The following is a 15,823-nucleotide window of genomic DNA, read 5'->3' on the forward strand; positions in this document are numbered from 1 at the left end:
TCGAATGTCCTAATGTCATAACAATAGAAGAGCCGGTGCCATAAGGCATGGGCCACAACATCCCTGGGAGGGAACGATGAGGGCTTTCAAGGCCGCCGTCCGCGCGTTCGCGTCCGCATCTCTCGGTTTGCTGTCCATCGCGACGGCGCGCGCCGAGGATATCGTCGTCACCCATTACGGCTCGCTGCTCTATGGCGTGCCCTATGCCATCGCGATGGAGAAGGGCTACTTCAAGGAAGCGGGCGTCGACGTTTCCGGGATCCTGACCTCGAAGGGCGGCGGCACCAGCGTCCGCAACATGATGGCGGGCGACACGCTGTTCGCCGAAGTGGCGCTGCCGGCGGCGCTCGCGGCCATCAAGGAAGGCTTCAACATCAAGATCATCAGCGGCGGCACCAACGGCCGCAGCTCCTTCTGGGTGACCCGCGTGGGCGAGGCGATCGACAAGCCGGCGGATCTCAAGGGCAAGCGCTTCGTCTATTCGCGGCCGAAGTCGGTGAGCGAGGCGATCACGCTTTCGGCGCTGAAGTCCTGGGACGTGAATGCCGCGGACGTGAAGATGGTCGCCATCGGTGATTTCGGCGCGGGCCTGACGGCGCTCGAGCACAACAAGGTCGACTTCGCCATCATTCCCGAACCGATCTACTCCCAGAAGGAGAAGGCCGGAACGAAGTACAAGACGCTGGGCTGGCTCGACGAGAAGCTGCCGGCCTATGCGCAGACCGTCGGCATTGCGACCGACGAGGCCATCGCCAAGAACGGGCCCAAGCTGAAGGCGGTGATCGAGGCGCGGCGCAAGGGTGTCGAGTTCCTCCATGCCAATCCGAAGGAAGCCGCACAGATCGTCGCCAAGGCCTACAATCTGCCGCTCGACGTCGTGACCAACGCGATTGCCAACGTCACGAAGATGAACCCGACCTGGTGGAGCCAGGGCGAACTCGCGATGCCGCTGATGCAATCGATGGCCGATGCGCTGGGTTCGGTCGGCGCGCTGCAGCTGCCGGTCGACTGGAAGGCCGCCACCGATCCGCAGTTCGCTCCCGCCGCGGCGAAGACCCAATGATTGCGGGGGCACCGCGTCTGGCGGCCGTCGAGACCGAAGCCGCTCACAAGGTCCATGCGCGTCTCGAGGGTGTGACGCGCGTGTACCCGCCGCGGGCGGGTCATGGCGAAGTCCATGCGCTGGGCCCGATCTCCTTCGACCTCCGGGCCGGCGAGTTCTTCAGCGTCGTCGGACCGTCCGGCTGCGGAAAGTCGACGCTGCTCGACGTTCTGTCGGGTCTCGCCGTTCCCTCGGCCGGCACGGTCGAGTTCGAGGGCAAGCCGGTGCGCGGCGAAGTGCCGGACGGCGTCGGCGTCGTGTTCCAGGAGGATGCGAGCTTTCCCTGGCTCACCGTCGAGGACAACGTCGCTTTCGGCCTGCGCCGTGCCGGCGTCGATGCCGCGGAAAGCAAGCGCCGCGTCGATTTTGCGGTGGGCTTCATGGGGCTGCGCGACTTCCGGCGCGCCTATCCCAGCCAGCTCTCCGGCGGCATGCGCCAGCGCGTCTGCATTGCGCGCACCCTGGTGATGCAGCCGCGGCTGATCCTGCTCGACGAGCCGTTCGGCGCGCTCGACCAGCAGACGCGCCTGCTGATGGGCGACGAGTTGCTGCGCCTGTGGCGCGAGACCTCGGCCACGGTGCTGCTGATCACCCACGCGCTCGACGAGGCCAATCTCCTGTCGGACCGTATCGGCGTGATGTCGGCGCGACCGGGCCGTTTTCTCGACATCGTCGAGACCGGCTGGCCGCGCGACCGCGATTCGCGCCTCGCCGAGCGGGCGGATTTCGGCGCGGTGACCTCGCGCCTCTGGTCCTATCTGAGGGCTGAATCGCTGCGTGCCATGGGGCAGGGGACGGCGGCGCGATGAGCAAGGCCGGCTGGATCCGCACCATCCTGCTGGTGGGCGCCGTCGGCGCCCTCGAACTGGCCTGCCGGACCGGCGCGATCCCGCCGACCATGGTGACCGCCCCGTCGAAGATGGTGACGACGCTCATCGAGACCCTTCAGTCTGACGAGATCGGCATGCACCTGCGGCACACGCTGTCGGCCGTGGCGATCGCCATGAGCATCGCCATCGTCGGCGGCTTCGTGATCGGCTTCATCCTCAACTGGGTCCCGTTCCTGCGCCGCGCCTTCAGCCCCTTCCTCGCGGCCTATTACGCCATCCCGCACTTCGCCTTCTACCCGCTGTTGATCGTGATCTTCGGCCTGGGTCCGGTGCCGCTGATCGTGCTGGCGACGCTGTTCGCCATGGTCGCAATGATCCTCGCCACGATGGCGGGCCTCGACCGCGTGCCGCGCGTGCTGCTCAGGACGGCGCGCATCCATCGCCTGTCGCTGATCGAGGAGATCTGGCGGGTGCGCCTGCCAGCGGCGGCGCCGCACATCCTGTCGGGCCTCAAGCTCGCCGTGGCCTATTCCTTCATCGGCGTGATCGCCGGCGAGTTCATCCTGTCGACCAGCGGCATCGGCCACGAGATCGCCTTCGCCTACGACAATTTCGACAATCCGCGCATGTACGCTCTGATCCTGTTCGTGCTGGGGATCGTGACCCTGTTCAACATGGCGGTGTTCGCCTGGGAGCGTCGCATGCTGCGCCGGCGCGGCGCATGAGTCGCGGCCTGCTCTCGCTGCGCGCCTGGCGCGATCCCATCCTGGTCGCGATCTCGCTGGTCGCACTCTGGCAGGTCCTGCACGAGATCGCGGGCGATTCGGCCGTGACCGCCCCGGCGCCGACGCTCGCCCATCTCTGGGAGATGATCGGGCAGGCGCGCTTCCTGCCGCATCTGCGCGAGACCGGCCTCGCCTTCCTGCAGGCGCTGGCCATCGCCTGCGGCGGCGGCGTGCTGATCGGCGTCGTGCTGGGCGGGCACAAGCTCACCGGCGAGGTGGCGGAGCCCATCCTCGTCGCCCTCTATTCGGTGCCGAAGATCACGCTCTATCCCGTGATCCTCCTTCTTTTCGGGCTGGGCATGCCGGCCAAGGTCGCGTTCGGCGCCCTGCACGGCATCATCCCGGTCGTGCTCTTCACCATGAATGCGGTGCGCAACGTCAATCGCACCTATCTGCGGGCGGGCCGCGCCATGCGGCTCACCCCGACGCAAACCGGCTGGTACGTGCTCGTTCCGGCCACGCTGCCGGAGATCTTCTCCGGCCTGCGCATCGGCTTCTCGCTCACCCTGCTGGGCACGATGCTGGGCGAACTCTTCGCTTCGCAGCGCGGGCTGGGCTTCCTGCTGATGACGGCGATCGACCTGCACGATGTGAAGACGATCCTGTCGATTGCGGTGCTGATCTCGGTCTTTGCCATCGGGTCCAACGCAGCCCTTCTGGCGATCGACAAGCACCTGCATCGTGGAGAGGCGTCCGAGAAATCATGAACAGGATCGCCGTTGCCCGCGAAATGGGCTCGCCGCTGCATCACCAGATCTATCTGGTGCTGGCCGACGGCATTTCGACCGGGCGCTACCCCGAGGGCGAGCCGCTGCCGACCGAGGAACAGCTCACCCGCATGTTCAGCGTCTCGCGCATCACCGTGCGGCGCGCGATGGCCAGCCTGCACGATGCCGGCCTGATCGAGCGCGGCGCTGGACGACGCACGATCGTGCGGCCCCAGATCGGCCAGCCGATGCGCATGCCGGTCTCCTCGGTGATCGAGAACATCGTGTCCTATGGCGCCGAGACGGTCGCCGAGGTTCTCGAGTTCGGTTACGTCGAAGCGCGTGGCTTCGCGCGCGACCGGCTGTGGGATGCCGACCAGAACCCGGTCCAGCGCGCGGTGCGTGTGCGCTCGCAGGACGGGACGCCGGTCATGCACCTGACGAGCTACGTTCCCGCGGCGCTTGGCCGGACCTTCACCCGGGCCGACCTCAACAGCATCCCGATGTTCCAGCTTCTGGGGCGGGCGGGCGCCCATATCTGTGGCGCCGAACAGCTCGTCTCGGCGGTGCTGGCTGAGCCGCTGGTGGCGTCGCGCCTCGGCGTCAAGGTGGGCGCGGCTCTCATCGACCTGCGCAGCCTGATGATCGACCAGCAGGGGCGGGCGGTCGAATATGTCGAGATGCTCGCCGTGCCGGAGCACCTGAAGCTGCGCTTCACCGTGCATCCCGAGACTCTCAAGTCGCCTCCGCGCCCCACGCCCATCACGAAACGCAAACGCTAGAGGAACAAGCCATGTCCAACGCTGCCAATCTCCGCAAATTGTTGTCGTCAAGGAAGATGATCGTGGCGCCCGGCGCCATCGACTGCATCACCGGCCGCGCCATCGCGCAGGCGGGCTTCTCGGCGGCCTACATGACCGGCGCCGGCACCTCGGCCACGCTCGGCTATCCCGACTATGGCCTGATCACCATGAGCGAGATGGTCGGCAATGCCAGCCGGATCGCCAATTCGATCGACATCCCGTTGATCAGCGACAGCGACACCGGCTTCGGCAACGAGCTGAACGTGTTCCGCACAGTGCAGGAGTTCGAGCGGGCCGGCGTTGCCGCGATCCATATCGAGGACCAGGTGTTTCCGAAGAAGTGCGGCCATCTCGACAACAAGGAGCTGGTCAGCCGCGAGGACTTCATCGCCAAGATTCGCGCCGCCTCGGCGGCCCGCAAGTCGAAGGACTTCTGCATCATCGCCCGCACCGATTCCCGCGCCGTGGTGAGCCTCGACGAGGCGATCGAACGCGCCAATGCGGCCCTGGCCAACGGCGCCGACGTGGCCTTCGTCGAGGCGCCGCAGACCATGGAGGAGATCGAGTCCGTGCCGAAGCGGGTCAACGGTCCGTGCCTGCTGAACATCGTGCGCGGCGGCAAGACCCCGGAGATCGATCTCGATGTCGCCGAACGCATGGGATACGCCATCGCCATCGTCCCCGGCCTGCTGCTGGGCGGCATCATCTCGACATGTGACCGGCTGCTGGGTGATCTGAAGCAGGGCAAGTTCCCGCCGGTCACCGGCTCGCCCGGCAAGACCTTCGCCCGCTTCGGTGCCGCCGAATGGGACGAGCGCCGCACGGCGTTCCGCGACCCGATCAAGGCCGCCGCCGAGTAACACCAACTCACATCCCTCTCCCCCTAACGGGGAGAGGAGTATGAACTGAATGGAGGAAGTGCATGGCCGCCGCGCGCACGATGTTCGAGAAGATCTGGCAGCGTCATGTCGTCGTCGATCGCGACGACGGCTACACGCTGCTCTATATCGACCGTCACCTGATGCATGACGGTTCGGCCGCGGGCTTCGCCAAGCTGCGCGAGCGCAACATGAAGCTGCGCCGGCCCGATCGCGGCTTCGCGACTCCCGATCATTACGTCCGCAGCGACAGCCGCTCGATCGCCGACATTGCCGATCCGCACCATCGCAAGCTGGTCGAACAAATCCGTACCAACACGGCGGAGAGCGGCGTCACGCTGTTCGACCTCGGCGACGAGCGCCAGGGCATCGCCCATGTCGTCGGCCCCGAACAGGGCGTCACCCAGCCGGGCCTGACGCTGGTCTGCGGCGACTCGCACACGTCGACCCACGGCGCGCTGGGCGCGCTCGCCTTCGGCATCGGCTCGTCCGAAGTGGCGCATGTCATGGCTACGCAGTGCCTGTGGCAGCGCAAGCCGAAGGCGATGCGCATCAGCGTCGACGGCACGCTGGGCGCAGGCGTCACGGCCAAGGACGTGATCCTCGCCATCATCGCCCGGATCGGCACGGCGGGCGCGGTCGGCCATGTCATCGAATATGCCGGCAGCGCGATTCGTGGCCTGTCGATCGAGGGCCGGCTGACGGTCTGCAACATGTCGATCGAGGCCGGTGGCAAGGCCGGCATGGTGGCGCCCGACGACACCACGATTGCCTATCTCAAGGGCCGGCCCTTCGCACCGAAGGAAGCGGAATGGGACAAGGCGGTCGCCTTCTGGCGCACCGTCCCGAGCGACGAGGGCGCCGTCTTCGACCGCGAGGTCAGCCTCGATGCGGCATCGATCGCGCCGATGGTGACCTGGGGCACCAGTCCCGAAGATGCGCTGTCGATCACCGGTCGCATCCCCGAGCCCTCGACGGCACCCGATGCCGCCAAGAAGGACAGCATGAAGCGCGCGCTCGACTACATGGGCCTGGTGCCGGGCACGCCGCTCGAACAGGTGCCGGTCGATCGCGTGTTCATCGGCTCCTGCACCAACAGCCGCATCGAGGATCTGCGTGACGCCGCCAAGGTCGCCAGGGGCCGCAAGGTCGTGATCCCGTCCTGGGTGGTCGCGGGATCGGGCCTGGTGAAGAAGCAGGCCGAGGCCGAAGGGCTGGACAAGATCTTCGTCGAGGCGGGATTCGAATGGCGGGAGCCCGGCTGCTCGATGTGCGTCGGCATGAACGGCGATACCGGCAAGCCGCAGCAGCGCATTGCCTCGACCTCGAACCGCAACTTCATCGGACGGCAGGGGCCGGGGGTTCGGACGCATCTCGTCAGCCCGGCGATGGCGGTGGCTGCCGCCGTCTCGGGCCATTTCGCCGACGTCCGCAAGCTGGCCTGAGGGAGACATCGCCATGGAAGCTTTTACCACGCTCGATGCGGTCGCCCTCCCGATCGACCAGCCGAACCTCGACACCGACCAGATCATTCCGGCGCGCTTCCTGGGGAAGCCACGCGACATGCAGGTCGGCGCGCTGTTCCACGACCTGCGCTATGCGCCGGACAAGACGCCACGACCGGACTTCGTCACCAACATGCCGGCCTTCGCCGGTGCCAGGATCGTCGTGGCGGAGCGCAACTTCGCCTGCGGCTCCTCGCGCGAGAACGCCGTCACCGTGATGGTCGACAACGGACTGCGCGCGTTCATCGCGCCGAGCTTCGGCGACATTTTCTTCAACAACTGCTTCCAGAACGGCGCCCTGCCGATCCGCCTCGATGCGGCACGGGCGGCGGAGCTGCGGGCGCTGCTGCATGCCTCGCCGGGTGCCCGGATCAGGATCGACCTCGCGAGCCAGACCGTAGTCGGTCCCGATGGCAAGTCGGACCGGTTCGAGATCGATTCCTTCCGCAAGGACTGCCTGCTGCAGGGGGCCGACGAAGTCAGCCTGACCCTGAGCTACGACAAGCAGATCTCTGCCTTCGAGGCGAAACAGCGTCAGGAACTGAGCTGGCTGTAGCGCGGAAGCGCTACTTCGCGGGGCCGAAGCCCTGCAGCGTCCAGACGAGCGGGGAGGGGTCCACCCGGACCTCCCCGGTCTGCGGCCGGTCGATGTCGATGATCAGCACGATGGCGAGCGTCCAGACGCCGAGCAGCAGCACGGAGAGCACCGGCTGGCGGCTGCCGACCAGACCGAACCCATAGCCCACCGCGCCCACGGCGAAGATCGACACGGTCATCAGAAGCCGCAGGATGTAGGGCGGCACGTGGGTGTGGAAGTTGCGCCGGTTGGTCAGCGACAGGTCGATCATGTCGTTGAGCGAGGACAGCAGCAGCCCCGAGATCGGCGTGGGTGACCGTTCCGCCACGCTGCGGGCGATGGTCCACATTTCGGACTGAAGCGCGTTCGTCCGTTCCAGCAGGCGCTCTTCGCTCTTTGTCGGATCCGAGCTGCCGACCACCATTGCGATTCGCACGTCGGTGTAGTCGCGCAGAAGCCGCTGCAGCGTCTCGCCCTCGCTGCCCGTCCCGACCGTTGCCCGCAACCAGGCGGTGCCGATCGCATTGGCCTCGGCCAGGACCGAGTCGCGGCGCTGCTGATAGCGGTCCGAGGCCATCGAAAGGGAAACCCCGAGCAGGAAGGCGAGCAGGCCCATCATGCCGGCGGTCGCGAAATTGACCGTCGATTTTTCCCCGTCGGTGGGCGTGTGGTGCCGGGCGACGAACTTGCCGAACTGGATTCCGACTTCGAGGGCCGCCAGCAGAAGCAGCAGGATGAAGAGACCGGCGAGGTGGAGGTTGCCGTTGGCGATCCCCTGAAAGAAGCCGATCAGCGTGTCGAAGGGGCCGAGGGACATGCTTGGAAGATTCCAGCTAAGCGGTCAGGGCTTCCAGCGCAGGAAATTGGCGATCAGCCGCAAGCCGGTCGCCTGGCTCTTCTCCGGGTGGAACTGCGTGCCCGCGAGATTGTCGCGGCCGACGATCGCGGTGACCGGTCCGCCATAGTCGGTCAGCGCCAGCACCGTCTCCGGCTTGCTGGCCGCGAGCTGGTAGGAATGCACGAAGTAGGCGTGGTCGCGCGGGGCGATGCCCTCGAGCAGGGCATGCGGCTTGAGGTCCGTCAGCTCGTTCCAGCCCATGTGCGGGATCTTGAGATGGTCCTTGCCGGGTTCGATGCGCACCACGTCGCCGGCAATCCAGTCGAGGCCGGCATGGATGCCATACTCGACTCCGCGCGTCGCCATGAGCTGCATGCCGACGCAGATGCCGAGGAACGGCTTGCCGCGCTCGATCACCTCGCGCTGCAGCGTGTCGACCATGCCCGGCACGGCGTAGAGGCCGGCGCGGCAGTCGGCGAAGGCGCCGACGCCCGGCAGGACGATGCGGTCGGCGGCGGCGACCTCGGCCGGCGACGAGGTCACCAGCACGCGCTCGTCCGTGCCCGCCTCGCGCGCCGCGCGCTCGAAGGCCTTGGCGGCGGAGCGCAGGTTGCCGGATCCGTAATCGACGATGGCGACAGTCATGGGAGATGATGGAGTCGGTTTGCTGGGGGCGCGCCACTCCAGTGGCGCGTCTTCGCTTCCCCGGACACATGACGCGCCACTGGAGTGGCGCGCCCCCAGCGCTGAATCAGGACGGACAACTACAGCACGCCCTTGGTGCTGGGCACGGCCGTCGTCTGGCGCGGATCGATCTCGACCGCGACCCGGAGCGCCCGGGCAATGCCCTTGAAGCAGGTCTCGACGATGTGGTGGTTGTTCTCGCCGTACTGGTTCCACACATGCAGGGTCAGCCCACCGAGCTGGGCGAAGGCCTGGAACCATTCCTTGAACAGCTCCGTGTCCATGGTGCCGAGCTTGTCCCGGGTGAAATTAACCTTCCAGATCAGGTACGGGCGGTTCGACACGTCGAGCGCCACCTGGGTCAGCGTCTCGTCCATCGGGATCGTGGCGCTGCCGTAGCGGCGGATGCCCTTGCAGTCGCCCAGCGCCTTCGACAGGCACTCGCCCAGCACGATGCCGGTGTCTTCCGTCGTGTGGTGGTAGTCGATGTGCAGATCGCCCTCGGCGCGCAGCGTGATGTCGATCAGGCTGTGGCGCGAGAGCTGCTCGAGCATATGGTCGAGGAAGCCGATGCCGGTCTTGATGTCGTAGACGCCGGTGCCGTCCAGGTTGATGGCGGCGGAGATGCGGGTTTCCTTGGTCGCGCGATCCACGGACGCGCGTCGTCCGCCGGTGCCGGGCGTCGTCAGGGAGGGCTGGGTCGTGGCCATGGGGAGGTTCATACAGGAACGCGGGCGGCCCGGTCGAGCGCCACACGCGTCAGAATGACGCCGGCCATCACGACCAGCCCGCCCAGCAGGCGGGCGGCGGTCAGCGGATCGCCGAAGAAGGCGGCCGACAGGCCCACGCCGGCGACCGGGATCAGGTACATGTAGACCATGACCCGGCTGACCCCGAGCCGGTCGAGCCCCGCCGTCAGGCCGAGGAAGGCGACGCCCACGGGAAAGATGGCGGTGTAGAGCCAGAAGCCCAACAGCCGGTCGTCGAGCCGTGCGAATTCACTCAGCGACTCCAAGGCGACGGCGATCGGCACCAGCACCAGCGAGCCGAACAGGGTCGTCCAGGCCATCACCGGGAGCGCCCCCAGCCGCTGATTGTAGGGCGCACAGCGTTCGACATAGAGCGCCCAGGCGAAGGCCGAGAGCATCCAGAGCAGCGTGCCGTCGAGGCTGCCGAACGACAGGGTGACCGCGCTCAGGCTGTTGTTCACCACCAGCAGGACGCCGGCGAAGGCCAGCACGATGCCCGCCCAGCCCAGCGCCGGCAGCCGCCGCCCGCCGAACCAGGCGAGGATCGCGGAAAAGGCGGTGGTCGTGGTCATCACGATCGAGCCGACGCTCGGCGCCGTGCGCGTCATGGCGAGGCCCCAGCAGGCCTGGAAGAGCGTGACGCCGATCAGCGACAGCAGGAACAGCGGCAGCCAGTCGCGCCGTGCCAGCCCCAGCGGCCGGCCCATCAGCCTCATGGCCGCGAACAGGAAGAGGCTGGCGACCAGATAGCGCGAGCCGCTGTAGAGCAGCGGACTCATGACCTGCAGCACGTCCTTGGCGAAGGGATAGCTCGATCCCATCAGCATGGCCGTGCCGAACATGATGAGGTCGCCGGTGTAGCGGCGAGGAGTTGGCTTTGAATCCACCTCCCGCCTCAAGCGTCCTCTCCGGCCGCGCAGCGGGGGGAGAGGAAGGGGACCCGCGCGAAGCGCGGGGTAGGTGAGGTGGGTCTTCGTCTTCTCAACACGCGCATCTCGTTCGCATTGAACACCACCTCTCCTACCCATTGCTTCGCAATGGGCCCCTTCCTCTCCCCCACTGCGTGGCGGAGAGGACTCATGAAGCGGTGACGCAACTTACGACTTCGCCGCCGTCGACGTCTTCTGCGCCCCCCAGAAGCCGAACAGGGCGCCGGCGACGCGGCGGATCTGGATCTCCTCCGAGCCCTCGGTGATGCGGTAGCGGCGGTGGTGGCGGTAGATGTGTTCGAACGGCGTGTGGCGCGAATAGCCGATGCCGCCATGGACCTGCATGGCGCGGTCGGCGGCGTCGCACACCAGCCGGTTGGCGCGGTAGTTCGACATCGCCACCCACTCGCTGACGTTCATGTGGTGCTCGCGGTCGAGATGCCACGCCGTCTTGCGCACCAGGCCGCGCGTCATCTCGGCCTCGGTGTGCAGCTCGGCCAGCGGGAACTGGATCGCCTGGTTGGTCGCCAGCGCCTTGCCGAACACCTTGCGGTTCTTTGCGTAGGCCACCGACAGGTCGATGCAGTATTGCGCGGCGCCCAGGCTCGAGGCGGCCTGGCGGATGCGGTTCTCGTGAACGAAGGTCTGCGCCACGTCGAGGCCGCGTCCTTCCTCGCCCAGCATGGTCGAGCCCGGCACGGTGACGTTGCTCAGCGACACCTCGGCATGGTCGGACGGCATGTTGAACGTCCACCACATGTATTCGATCTTGAAGCCGGGGCTTTTCACCGGCACCAGGAAGGCCGAGATGCCGCGTGCGTCGCCGGCCTTGCCGGAGGTCCGCGCGAAGACGAGATCGACCGTGGCGGTATGCATGCCGGTGTTGAACCGCTTCATGCCGTTGATCACCCAGTCGGAGCCCTGCTTGACGGCCGTGGTCTCCATGAAGGTGGCGTCGGAGCCGTGCAGCGGCTCGGTGAGGCCGAAGCCGATGCGCTCGGTGCCCTTGAACATGCCCTCGATGTAGCGGTCCTTCTGCTCCTGCGTGCCGAAGCGATGCAGCAGCAGGGCGACCGGGAAGTTGCCGACGATCGAGCTCTCGTTCTGCAGGTCGTTGTGCAGGCCGAGCCCCTTGTGCGCCAGATGCTCGCGGATGATCGCCATGGCGAGGTTGGACCCGTCCTTGCCGCCCAGCGCCTTGGGCAGGCCGAAGCGCAGGTGGCCAGCCTTGTCGGCGCGCCGCTTCATCTCGGCCAGCAGTTCCTCCCATTCGTGCCGCGGCTGGCCGTCATTGTCCCAGTCGGTGCGCGCATGCTCGCGGCGGTGGTCGAAGAAGCGGATATTGTCGTTCTCGCGCTCCAGCGGCCGGATCTCGCGCTCGATGAACTCGTCGAGTTCAGCGATGTAGGCCGCGATGTCCGCGGGAATGTTGAAATCCATGGGGCTGTTTCCTCCGTTTGTCGGAGGAGTTTACGCGGCCGGCAGGTCGACCCGGAAGCGGCTGCCGCCGCCTTCTGCCGCAAGGCAAACCGCGTCACCACCGTGGCGACGCGCGATGTCGAGCACGAGGGCGAGGCCGAGGCCGCTGCCGCGGCCGGTCTCGGCGCCGCCGGCCAGGCGATAGAAGGGCTCGAAGATGCGCTGGCGTTCGGCCTCGGGCACGCCGGGGCCTTGGTCGGTGACCTCGAGAACCGCACAGCCGTCCTCGCGCTTTACGGAAACCTCGATCGGGGTGCCACCGCCATAGCGCTGCGCATTCTCGACGAGGTTGCGCACGAGGCGGCGCAGCAGGGTGCGGTCGCCGTTGACGGTGACCGGCTCGCCGCTCACCTCGACGTCGTAGTGCGAGGCTTCCTCGGCGGCCAGCGCCAGCAGGTCGACTTGTTCACGCTGCTCCAGGGTGGGCACCGCCTCAAGCCGGCTCGCCAGCAGGATCTGCTCGATGAGCTCGTCGAGCTCGGCCACGTCGCGCTTCAACGATTCCCTCGTCTTCGGATCGGCGCCATCGCCCAGCAGGGAGGCCGCCACCGAGATGCGCGTGAGCGGCGTGCGCAGCTCGTGGCTGGCATTGGCCAGCAGCAGCCGATGGGCCGCCACCAGCTCCTCGATGCGCTCGGCCGAGCGGTTGAAGCTCGCGGCAAGGGCTGCCAGCTCGTCGCGCCCCTCGACCTTCACGCGGGCGCCGAGATCGCCGCCGCCCAGCCGATCGACACCGGCCTTGAGCCGCTCCAGCCGGCGGCCAAGGCCCCGCACCACGGGAAACGATCCGACCGCGACGGCGATTGCCACCAGGCCCAGCGCTGCGGCGATCCAGAAGATCGGGTTGGGCCGCTCGCGCACCTGGCGCGCCACCAGCCAGCGGCCGTCCGGCAGCTGCAGCACGAAGTTCGGCCCGCCCGGTCCGCGCCGCCAGCCGGTGCGCGCGCGTTTGGGCTCGAAGCGAGGCGGCGGCTTGCCGGCCATGGCGATCATGTCGCCGTCGGGTTCGTAGAGCGCGATGTCGAAGCGCAGCTTGCGCTGCAGCCCTTCGATGGCGCGTTGCTGGTCGGGCCGCGGCGCCGTCGCATCCGGCAGCAGCGCGCCGGTCAGCTCGGCGGCGACGTCGAGATATTGCGGCGTGCGATTGTCGTCGTCGGCCACCCGCCACACCAGCACCGCCGCGCCGACGAACACCGCCAGCACGATGAGGATGGTGACGTAGAACTGAAGGTAGAGGCGCTGCATGGCTATCGGTCGAGGCTGGGGGCGCGCCACTCCAGTGGCGCGTCATGCTGAATGTCGACAGATGATGATCGCGCCACTGGAGTGGCGCGCCCCCAGCGAAGAACAGGCCTCGATCTCATCGATCCTGGTCCTTGGCGAAAACGTAACCCGTGCCGCGCAGGGTGAGGATGCGGCGCGGCTTCTTGGGGTCGTCCTCGATGGCGGCGCGGATGCGGCTGACATGGACGTCGACCGAGCGGTCGAAGGCTTCGAGCTTCTCGCCCTTCAGCACGTCCATCAGCGCGTCGCGCGAGAGCACCCGGCCGGCCCGCTCGGCCAGCGCCAGCAGCAGCGCGAACTGGTAGGAGGTGATGGTGCGCTCCTCGCCGTCGATCCTGACGACCCGGGCGCCCTTGTCGATTTCGAGGCGGCCGAAGCGCAGCACGTCCGATTTCGGCCCCGCCGTGCCCTTGCGGCGCAGGATGGCGCGCAGGCGGGCCTGCAGCTCGCGCGGTTCGAACGGCTTGGAGAGATAGTCGTCGGCGCCCAGTTCGAGGCCGACGACGCGATCCATCGGTTCGCCGCGCGCCGTCAGCATCAGGATCGGCACGTCGCTGGTCGCGCGCAGCCGCCGGCACAGATCGAGTCCGTCGGCGTCGGGCAGCATCAGGTCGAGAATGACCGCATCGAAGGTCTCGCGCTTGAGCTGGGCCTCGCCGTCGCGGCCGGTGTTGGCCACGGTCACGCGAAAGCCCGCCCCGCCGAGATAGTCGGAAACCATCCCGGCGAGGCGGTCGTCGTCGTCGATCATCAGGATGCGCTCGGCCATCGTCTCAGTATCGGACCGGCGCGGCCCCGATGTCATCTTTCCTCAACCCTTGTCGCTCAGCCCTTCTTGGGGCCGTGCGTGTGGTCGCTCCAGGTCTTGAAGAAGGCCTGGCGCTGGTTGGCGTTCAGCACGTTGCCCGCATCCGTCAGCGCCTTGGTGAAGCGCTTGGAGCTCGCGTCCGCGATCTTCATCTGGTCGACGCGGATCTGCTCGATCTTCGCCGGGTCGATGGTCGGGGCCTCGAGGGCCGCGCGCATCGCGGCACGGTTCTCGGCGCGCTGGGCGTGCAGGGGCTTCATGTCGGCGAAGGCGGCCTGCAGGATGCCGACGATCTGCTTCTTCTGGTCCTGCGTCGCATCGGTGCCGTTCAGCGCCTTGTCGACGCGCTTCTCGATGCCCTGCTGGAACTTGGCCGGATCGACCGACCCGCCGTCCGCCCGGGCAAAAGCCGGCATGCCGGCGGTCGCCGCGAGGCTGCCCGCGAGGAGGGCGGCCATTACCGTCTTGATGCTGAGGTTCGTCATGTCTGTCTCCATCTGGTTCGGGTGCTGTCCCCGTACGCCCAAGATGGTGGGGCCCGGTTTCGCGCCCATCTCGCGCCGGTAAAGTTGTGTAAAGTGCATCGCCATGACGATCGTGACGACCGAGCGCCTCTCGCTCAGGCCCCTGCTGCCGGCCGACGCCGAAGACTACGCGGCCATGCGCTTTCATCCCGAGGTGGCCCGGTGGCTGCCGCCGGCGCCGGGCAAGGCGCAGGAAGGCGATTTCGTGGCGGCGGCCCATGCCGCGATCGAGCGCTTCGCCGCGTCGTGGCAGGACCGCCGGCTTGGCCCCTGGGGCGTGTTCTGCGAGGGCAGGCTGATCGGCCATGCCGGGCTGAATTTCATCGAGCAGTTCGACGGGGTCGAGGTGCTGTGGTCGCTGCATCCGGACGCCCATGGCAAGGGCTATGCAACGGAAGCGGCGCGCGCGGCGCTCGCCTACGGGTTCGACACGCTGGAACTCGAGTCGATCTTCGCGATCACGCTGGAGGCGAACCGTGCGTCGCGCGCGGTGATGGAGCGGATCGGTCTCACCTACCGCAAGACCGTCGAGTACAAGGGCTTCAGCGACATCGTCTGGTACGACGTCGACCGCGCGACCTATGCGGAGAGGATGTCCAGCGCGGCGCGGTGAACCGCGGGGTCGCCGGCCGCGACGACGGCGCCGTCGGAATGCATGTCGAGGGCGTTGCCCTTCCAGTCGGTGATGGTGCCGCCGGCTCCCGTGATGACCGGAATGAGGGCGGCATAGTCGTAGAGCTTGAGGTCGGCTTCGACGACGAGGTCGACATGGCCGGCTGCCAGCAGCCCATACGCGTAGCAGTCGCCGCCCCAGCGAAAGAGCTTCACCTTCTCGGTGAGCGCCTGATGCGGCTGGGCGTAGCCGTCGGCAAACATGCCGGGCGCCGTCGAGTACATGTAGGCGTGGGCAAGGCCCGCGCAGGCCCGCACCGAGATCGGCTGGCCGTTCAGGGTGGAGCGCTGGCCTTCGACGCCCAGCCAGCGTTCCTGCAGGATCGGCTGGTCGATGATGCCGAGCACGGGCTTGCCGCGATGGAAGAGGCCGATCAGCGTGCCGAACAGCGGCAGGCCGGTGATGAAGGCCTTGGTGCCGTCGATCGGATCGAGCACCCAGACATAGTCGGCATCGGTGCGGACCGCGCCATGCTCTTCGCCGAACACGCCATGGTCAGGGACTTCGCGACTGAGCAGGTCGCGCATCGCCGTTTCCGCTTCGCGGTCGGCGATGGTGACGGGGCTCAGGTCGGACTTGTCGTCGACCGTGACGCCGGTGCGGAAGTAGCGGGCCGCGATCGGCCGGGCGGCGTCGGCCAGTCGATGGGCCAACGCGACGAGATTTGA

The 15,823-nt window shown here is 67.5% G+C and carries 18 protein-coding genes; 9 read left to right on the top strand and 9 right to left on the bottom strand.

Going from position 1 to position 15,823, the window contains the following annotated elements:
- The first annotated feature begins 76 nt into the window (after nucleotides 1-76).
- From ACP15H_RS26370 to leuD, 8 genes are all read left to right on the top strand, one after another.
- Nucleotides 77-1,063: an ABC transporter substrate-binding protein gene (locus ACP15H_RS26370; RefSeq protein WP_425069095.1), complete on the top strand. Its 987-nt coding sequence runs from the start codon at nucleotides 77-79 to the stop codon at nucleotides 1,061-1,063.
- Nucleotides 1,060-1,911: an ABC transporter ATP-binding protein gene (locus ACP15H_RS26375; RefSeq protein ID WP_425069096.1), complete on the top strand. Its 852-nt coding sequence runs from the start codon at nucleotides 1,060-1,062 to the stop codon at nucleotides 1,909-1,911. The genes ACP15H_RS26370 and ACP15H_RS26375 overlap by 4 nt, the downstream gene beginning before the upstream one ends.
- Entirely contained in the window at nucleotides 1,908-2,657 is a 750-nt protein-coding gene (locus tag ACP15H_RS26380) for an ABC transporter permease (RefSeq protein WP_425069097.1), read from the top strand. Before ACP15H_RS26375 ends, ACP15H_RS26380 begins: the two co-directional genes overlap by 4 nt.
- The gene (locus ACP15H_RS26385; protein ID WP_425069098.1) at nucleotides 2,654-3,424 is read left to right on the top strand and encodes an ABC transporter permease; all 771 of its coding nucleotides are present in this window, start codon (nucleotides 2,654-2,656) and stop codon (nucleotides 3,422-3,424) included. The genes ACP15H_RS26380 and ACP15H_RS26385 overlap by 4 nt, the downstream gene beginning before the upstream one ends.
- Nucleotides 3,421-4,206, top strand: coding sequence for a GntR family transcriptional regulator (locus tag ACP15H_RS26390; RefSeq protein WP_425069099.1), 786 nt, complete (start codon nucleotides 3,421-3,423; stop codon nucleotides 4,204-4,206). Before ACP15H_RS26385 ends, ACP15H_RS26390 begins: the two co-directional genes overlap by 4 nt.
- Before the next feature lie 11 nt (nucleotides 4,207-4,217).
- Nucleotides 4,218-5,087, top strand: a complete 870-nt coding sequence (locus ACP15H_RS26395; protein ID WP_425069100.1) for an isocitrate lyase/PEP mutase family protein — start codon at nucleotides 4,218-4,220, stop codon at nucleotides 5,085-5,087.
- 62 nt (nucleotides 5,088-5,149) lie between these two features.
- Nucleotides 5,150-6,550 (top strand): 3-isopropylmalate dehydratase large subunit, encoded by a 1,401-nt coding sequence (gene leuC, locus ACP15H_RS26400; RefSeq protein ID WP_425069101.1) that lies wholly within the window; start codon nucleotides 5,150-5,152, stop codon nucleotides 6,548-6,550.
- Nucleotides 6,551-6,563: 13 nt separating this feature from the next.
- Nucleotides 6,564-7,166 carry a 3-isopropylmalate dehydratase small subunit gene (leuD, locus tag ACP15H_RS26405; RefSeq protein WP_425069102.1) on the top strand — a complete coding sequence of 201 codons (603 nt, stop codon included), beginning with the start codon at nucleotides 6,564-6,566 and terminating at the stop codon, nucleotides 7,164-7,166.
- Nucleotides 7,167-7,176: 10 nt separating this feature from the next.
- Here the strand turns inward: leuD and ACP15H_RS26410 are convergent, their stop codons facing one another.
- The 8 genes from ACP15H_RS26410 to ACP15H_RS26445 form a co-directional block, all read right to left on the bottom strand.
- A complete protein-coding gene (locus ACP15H_RS26410; RefSeq protein ID WP_425069103.1) occupies nucleotides 7,177-8,004 on the bottom strand; it encodes a hypothetical protein in 828 nt (275 codons plus the stop codon).
- Between the two features lie 24 nt (nucleotides 8,005-8,028).
- Nucleotides 8,029-8,670 carry an imidazole glycerol phosphate synthase subunit HisH gene (hisH, locus tag ACP15H_RS26415; RefSeq protein ID WP_425069104.1) on the bottom strand — a complete coding sequence of 214 codons (642 nt, stop codon included), beginning with the start codon at nucleotides 8,668-8,670 and terminating at the stop codon, nucleotides 8,029-8,031.
- 119 nt (nucleotides 8,671-8,789) lie between these two features.
- Nucleotides 8,790-9,419, bottom strand: coding sequence for an imidazoleglycerol-phosphate dehydratase HisB (gene hisB, locus ACP15H_RS26420; RefSeq protein ID WP_425069105.1), 630 nt, complete (start codon nucleotides 9,417-9,419; stop codon nucleotides 8,790-8,792).
- 8 nt (nucleotides 9,420-9,427) lie between these two features.
- Nucleotides 9,428-10,345: a DMT family transporter gene (locus ACP15H_RS26425; RefSeq protein WP_425069106.1), complete on the bottom strand. Its 918-nt coding sequence runs from the start codon at nucleotides 10,343-10,345 to the stop codon at nucleotides 9,428-9,430.
- A gap of 210 nt (nucleotides 10,346-10,555) precedes the next feature.
- On the bottom strand, nucleotides 10,556-11,827 hold the full coding sequence (locus ACP15H_RS26430) for an acyl-CoA dehydrogenase family protein (protein ID WP_425069107.1): 1,272 nt from the start codon (nucleotides 11,825-11,827) through the stop codon (nucleotides 10,556-10,558).
- Between the two features lie 30 nt (nucleotides 11,828-11,857).
- On the bottom strand, nucleotides 11,858-13,111 hold the full coding sequence (locus tag ACP15H_RS26435) for a sensor histidine kinase (protein WP_425069108.1): 1,254 nt from the start codon (nucleotides 13,109-13,111) through the stop codon (nucleotides 11,858-11,860).
- Between the two features lie 115 nt (nucleotides 13,112-13,226).
- Complete coding sequence (locus ACP15H_RS26440) at nucleotides 13,227-13,919, bottom strand: response regulator (RefSeq protein ID WP_425069109.1); 693 nt, start codon at nucleotides 13,917-13,919, stop codon at nucleotides 13,227-13,229.
- A 56-nt stretch (nucleotides 13,920-13,975) separates the two neighbouring features.
- The gene (locus ACP15H_RS26445; RefSeq protein ID WP_425069110.1) at nucleotides 13,976-14,443 is read right to left on the bottom strand and encodes a Spy/CpxP family protein refolding chaperone; all 468 of its coding nucleotides are present in this window, start codon (nucleotides 14,441-14,443) and stop codon (nucleotides 13,976-13,978) included.
- 103 nt (nucleotides 14,444-14,546) lie between these two features.
- On the opposite strand from ACP15H_RS26445, the gene ACP15H_RS26450 reads away from it, so the two are divergent.
- The gene (locus ACP15H_RS26450) at nucleotides 14,547-15,095 is read left to right on the top strand and encodes a GNAT family N-acetyltransferase (protein ID WP_425069111.1); all 549 of its coding nucleotides are present in this window, start codon (nucleotides 14,547-14,549) and stop codon (nucleotides 15,093-15,095) included.
- On the opposite strand, the gene hisN is transcribed toward ACP15H_RS26450, so the two are convergent.
- A complete protein-coding gene (gene hisN, locus ACP15H_RS26455) occupies nucleotides 15,062-15,808 on the bottom strand; it encodes a histidinol-phosphatase (RefSeq protein ID WP_425069112.1) in 747 nt (248 codons plus the stop codon). The two genes, ACP15H_RS26450 and hisN, sit on opposite strands and share 34 nt — an antisense overlap.
- Nucleotides 15,809-15,823: the final 15 nt, after the last annotated feature.

It is taken from the genome of Reyranella sp. (assembly GCF_965249915.1).
In the GTDB taxonomy this organism is placed as follows: domain Bacteria; phylum Pseudomonadota; class Alphaproteobacteria; order Reyranellales; family Reyranellaceae; genus Reyranella.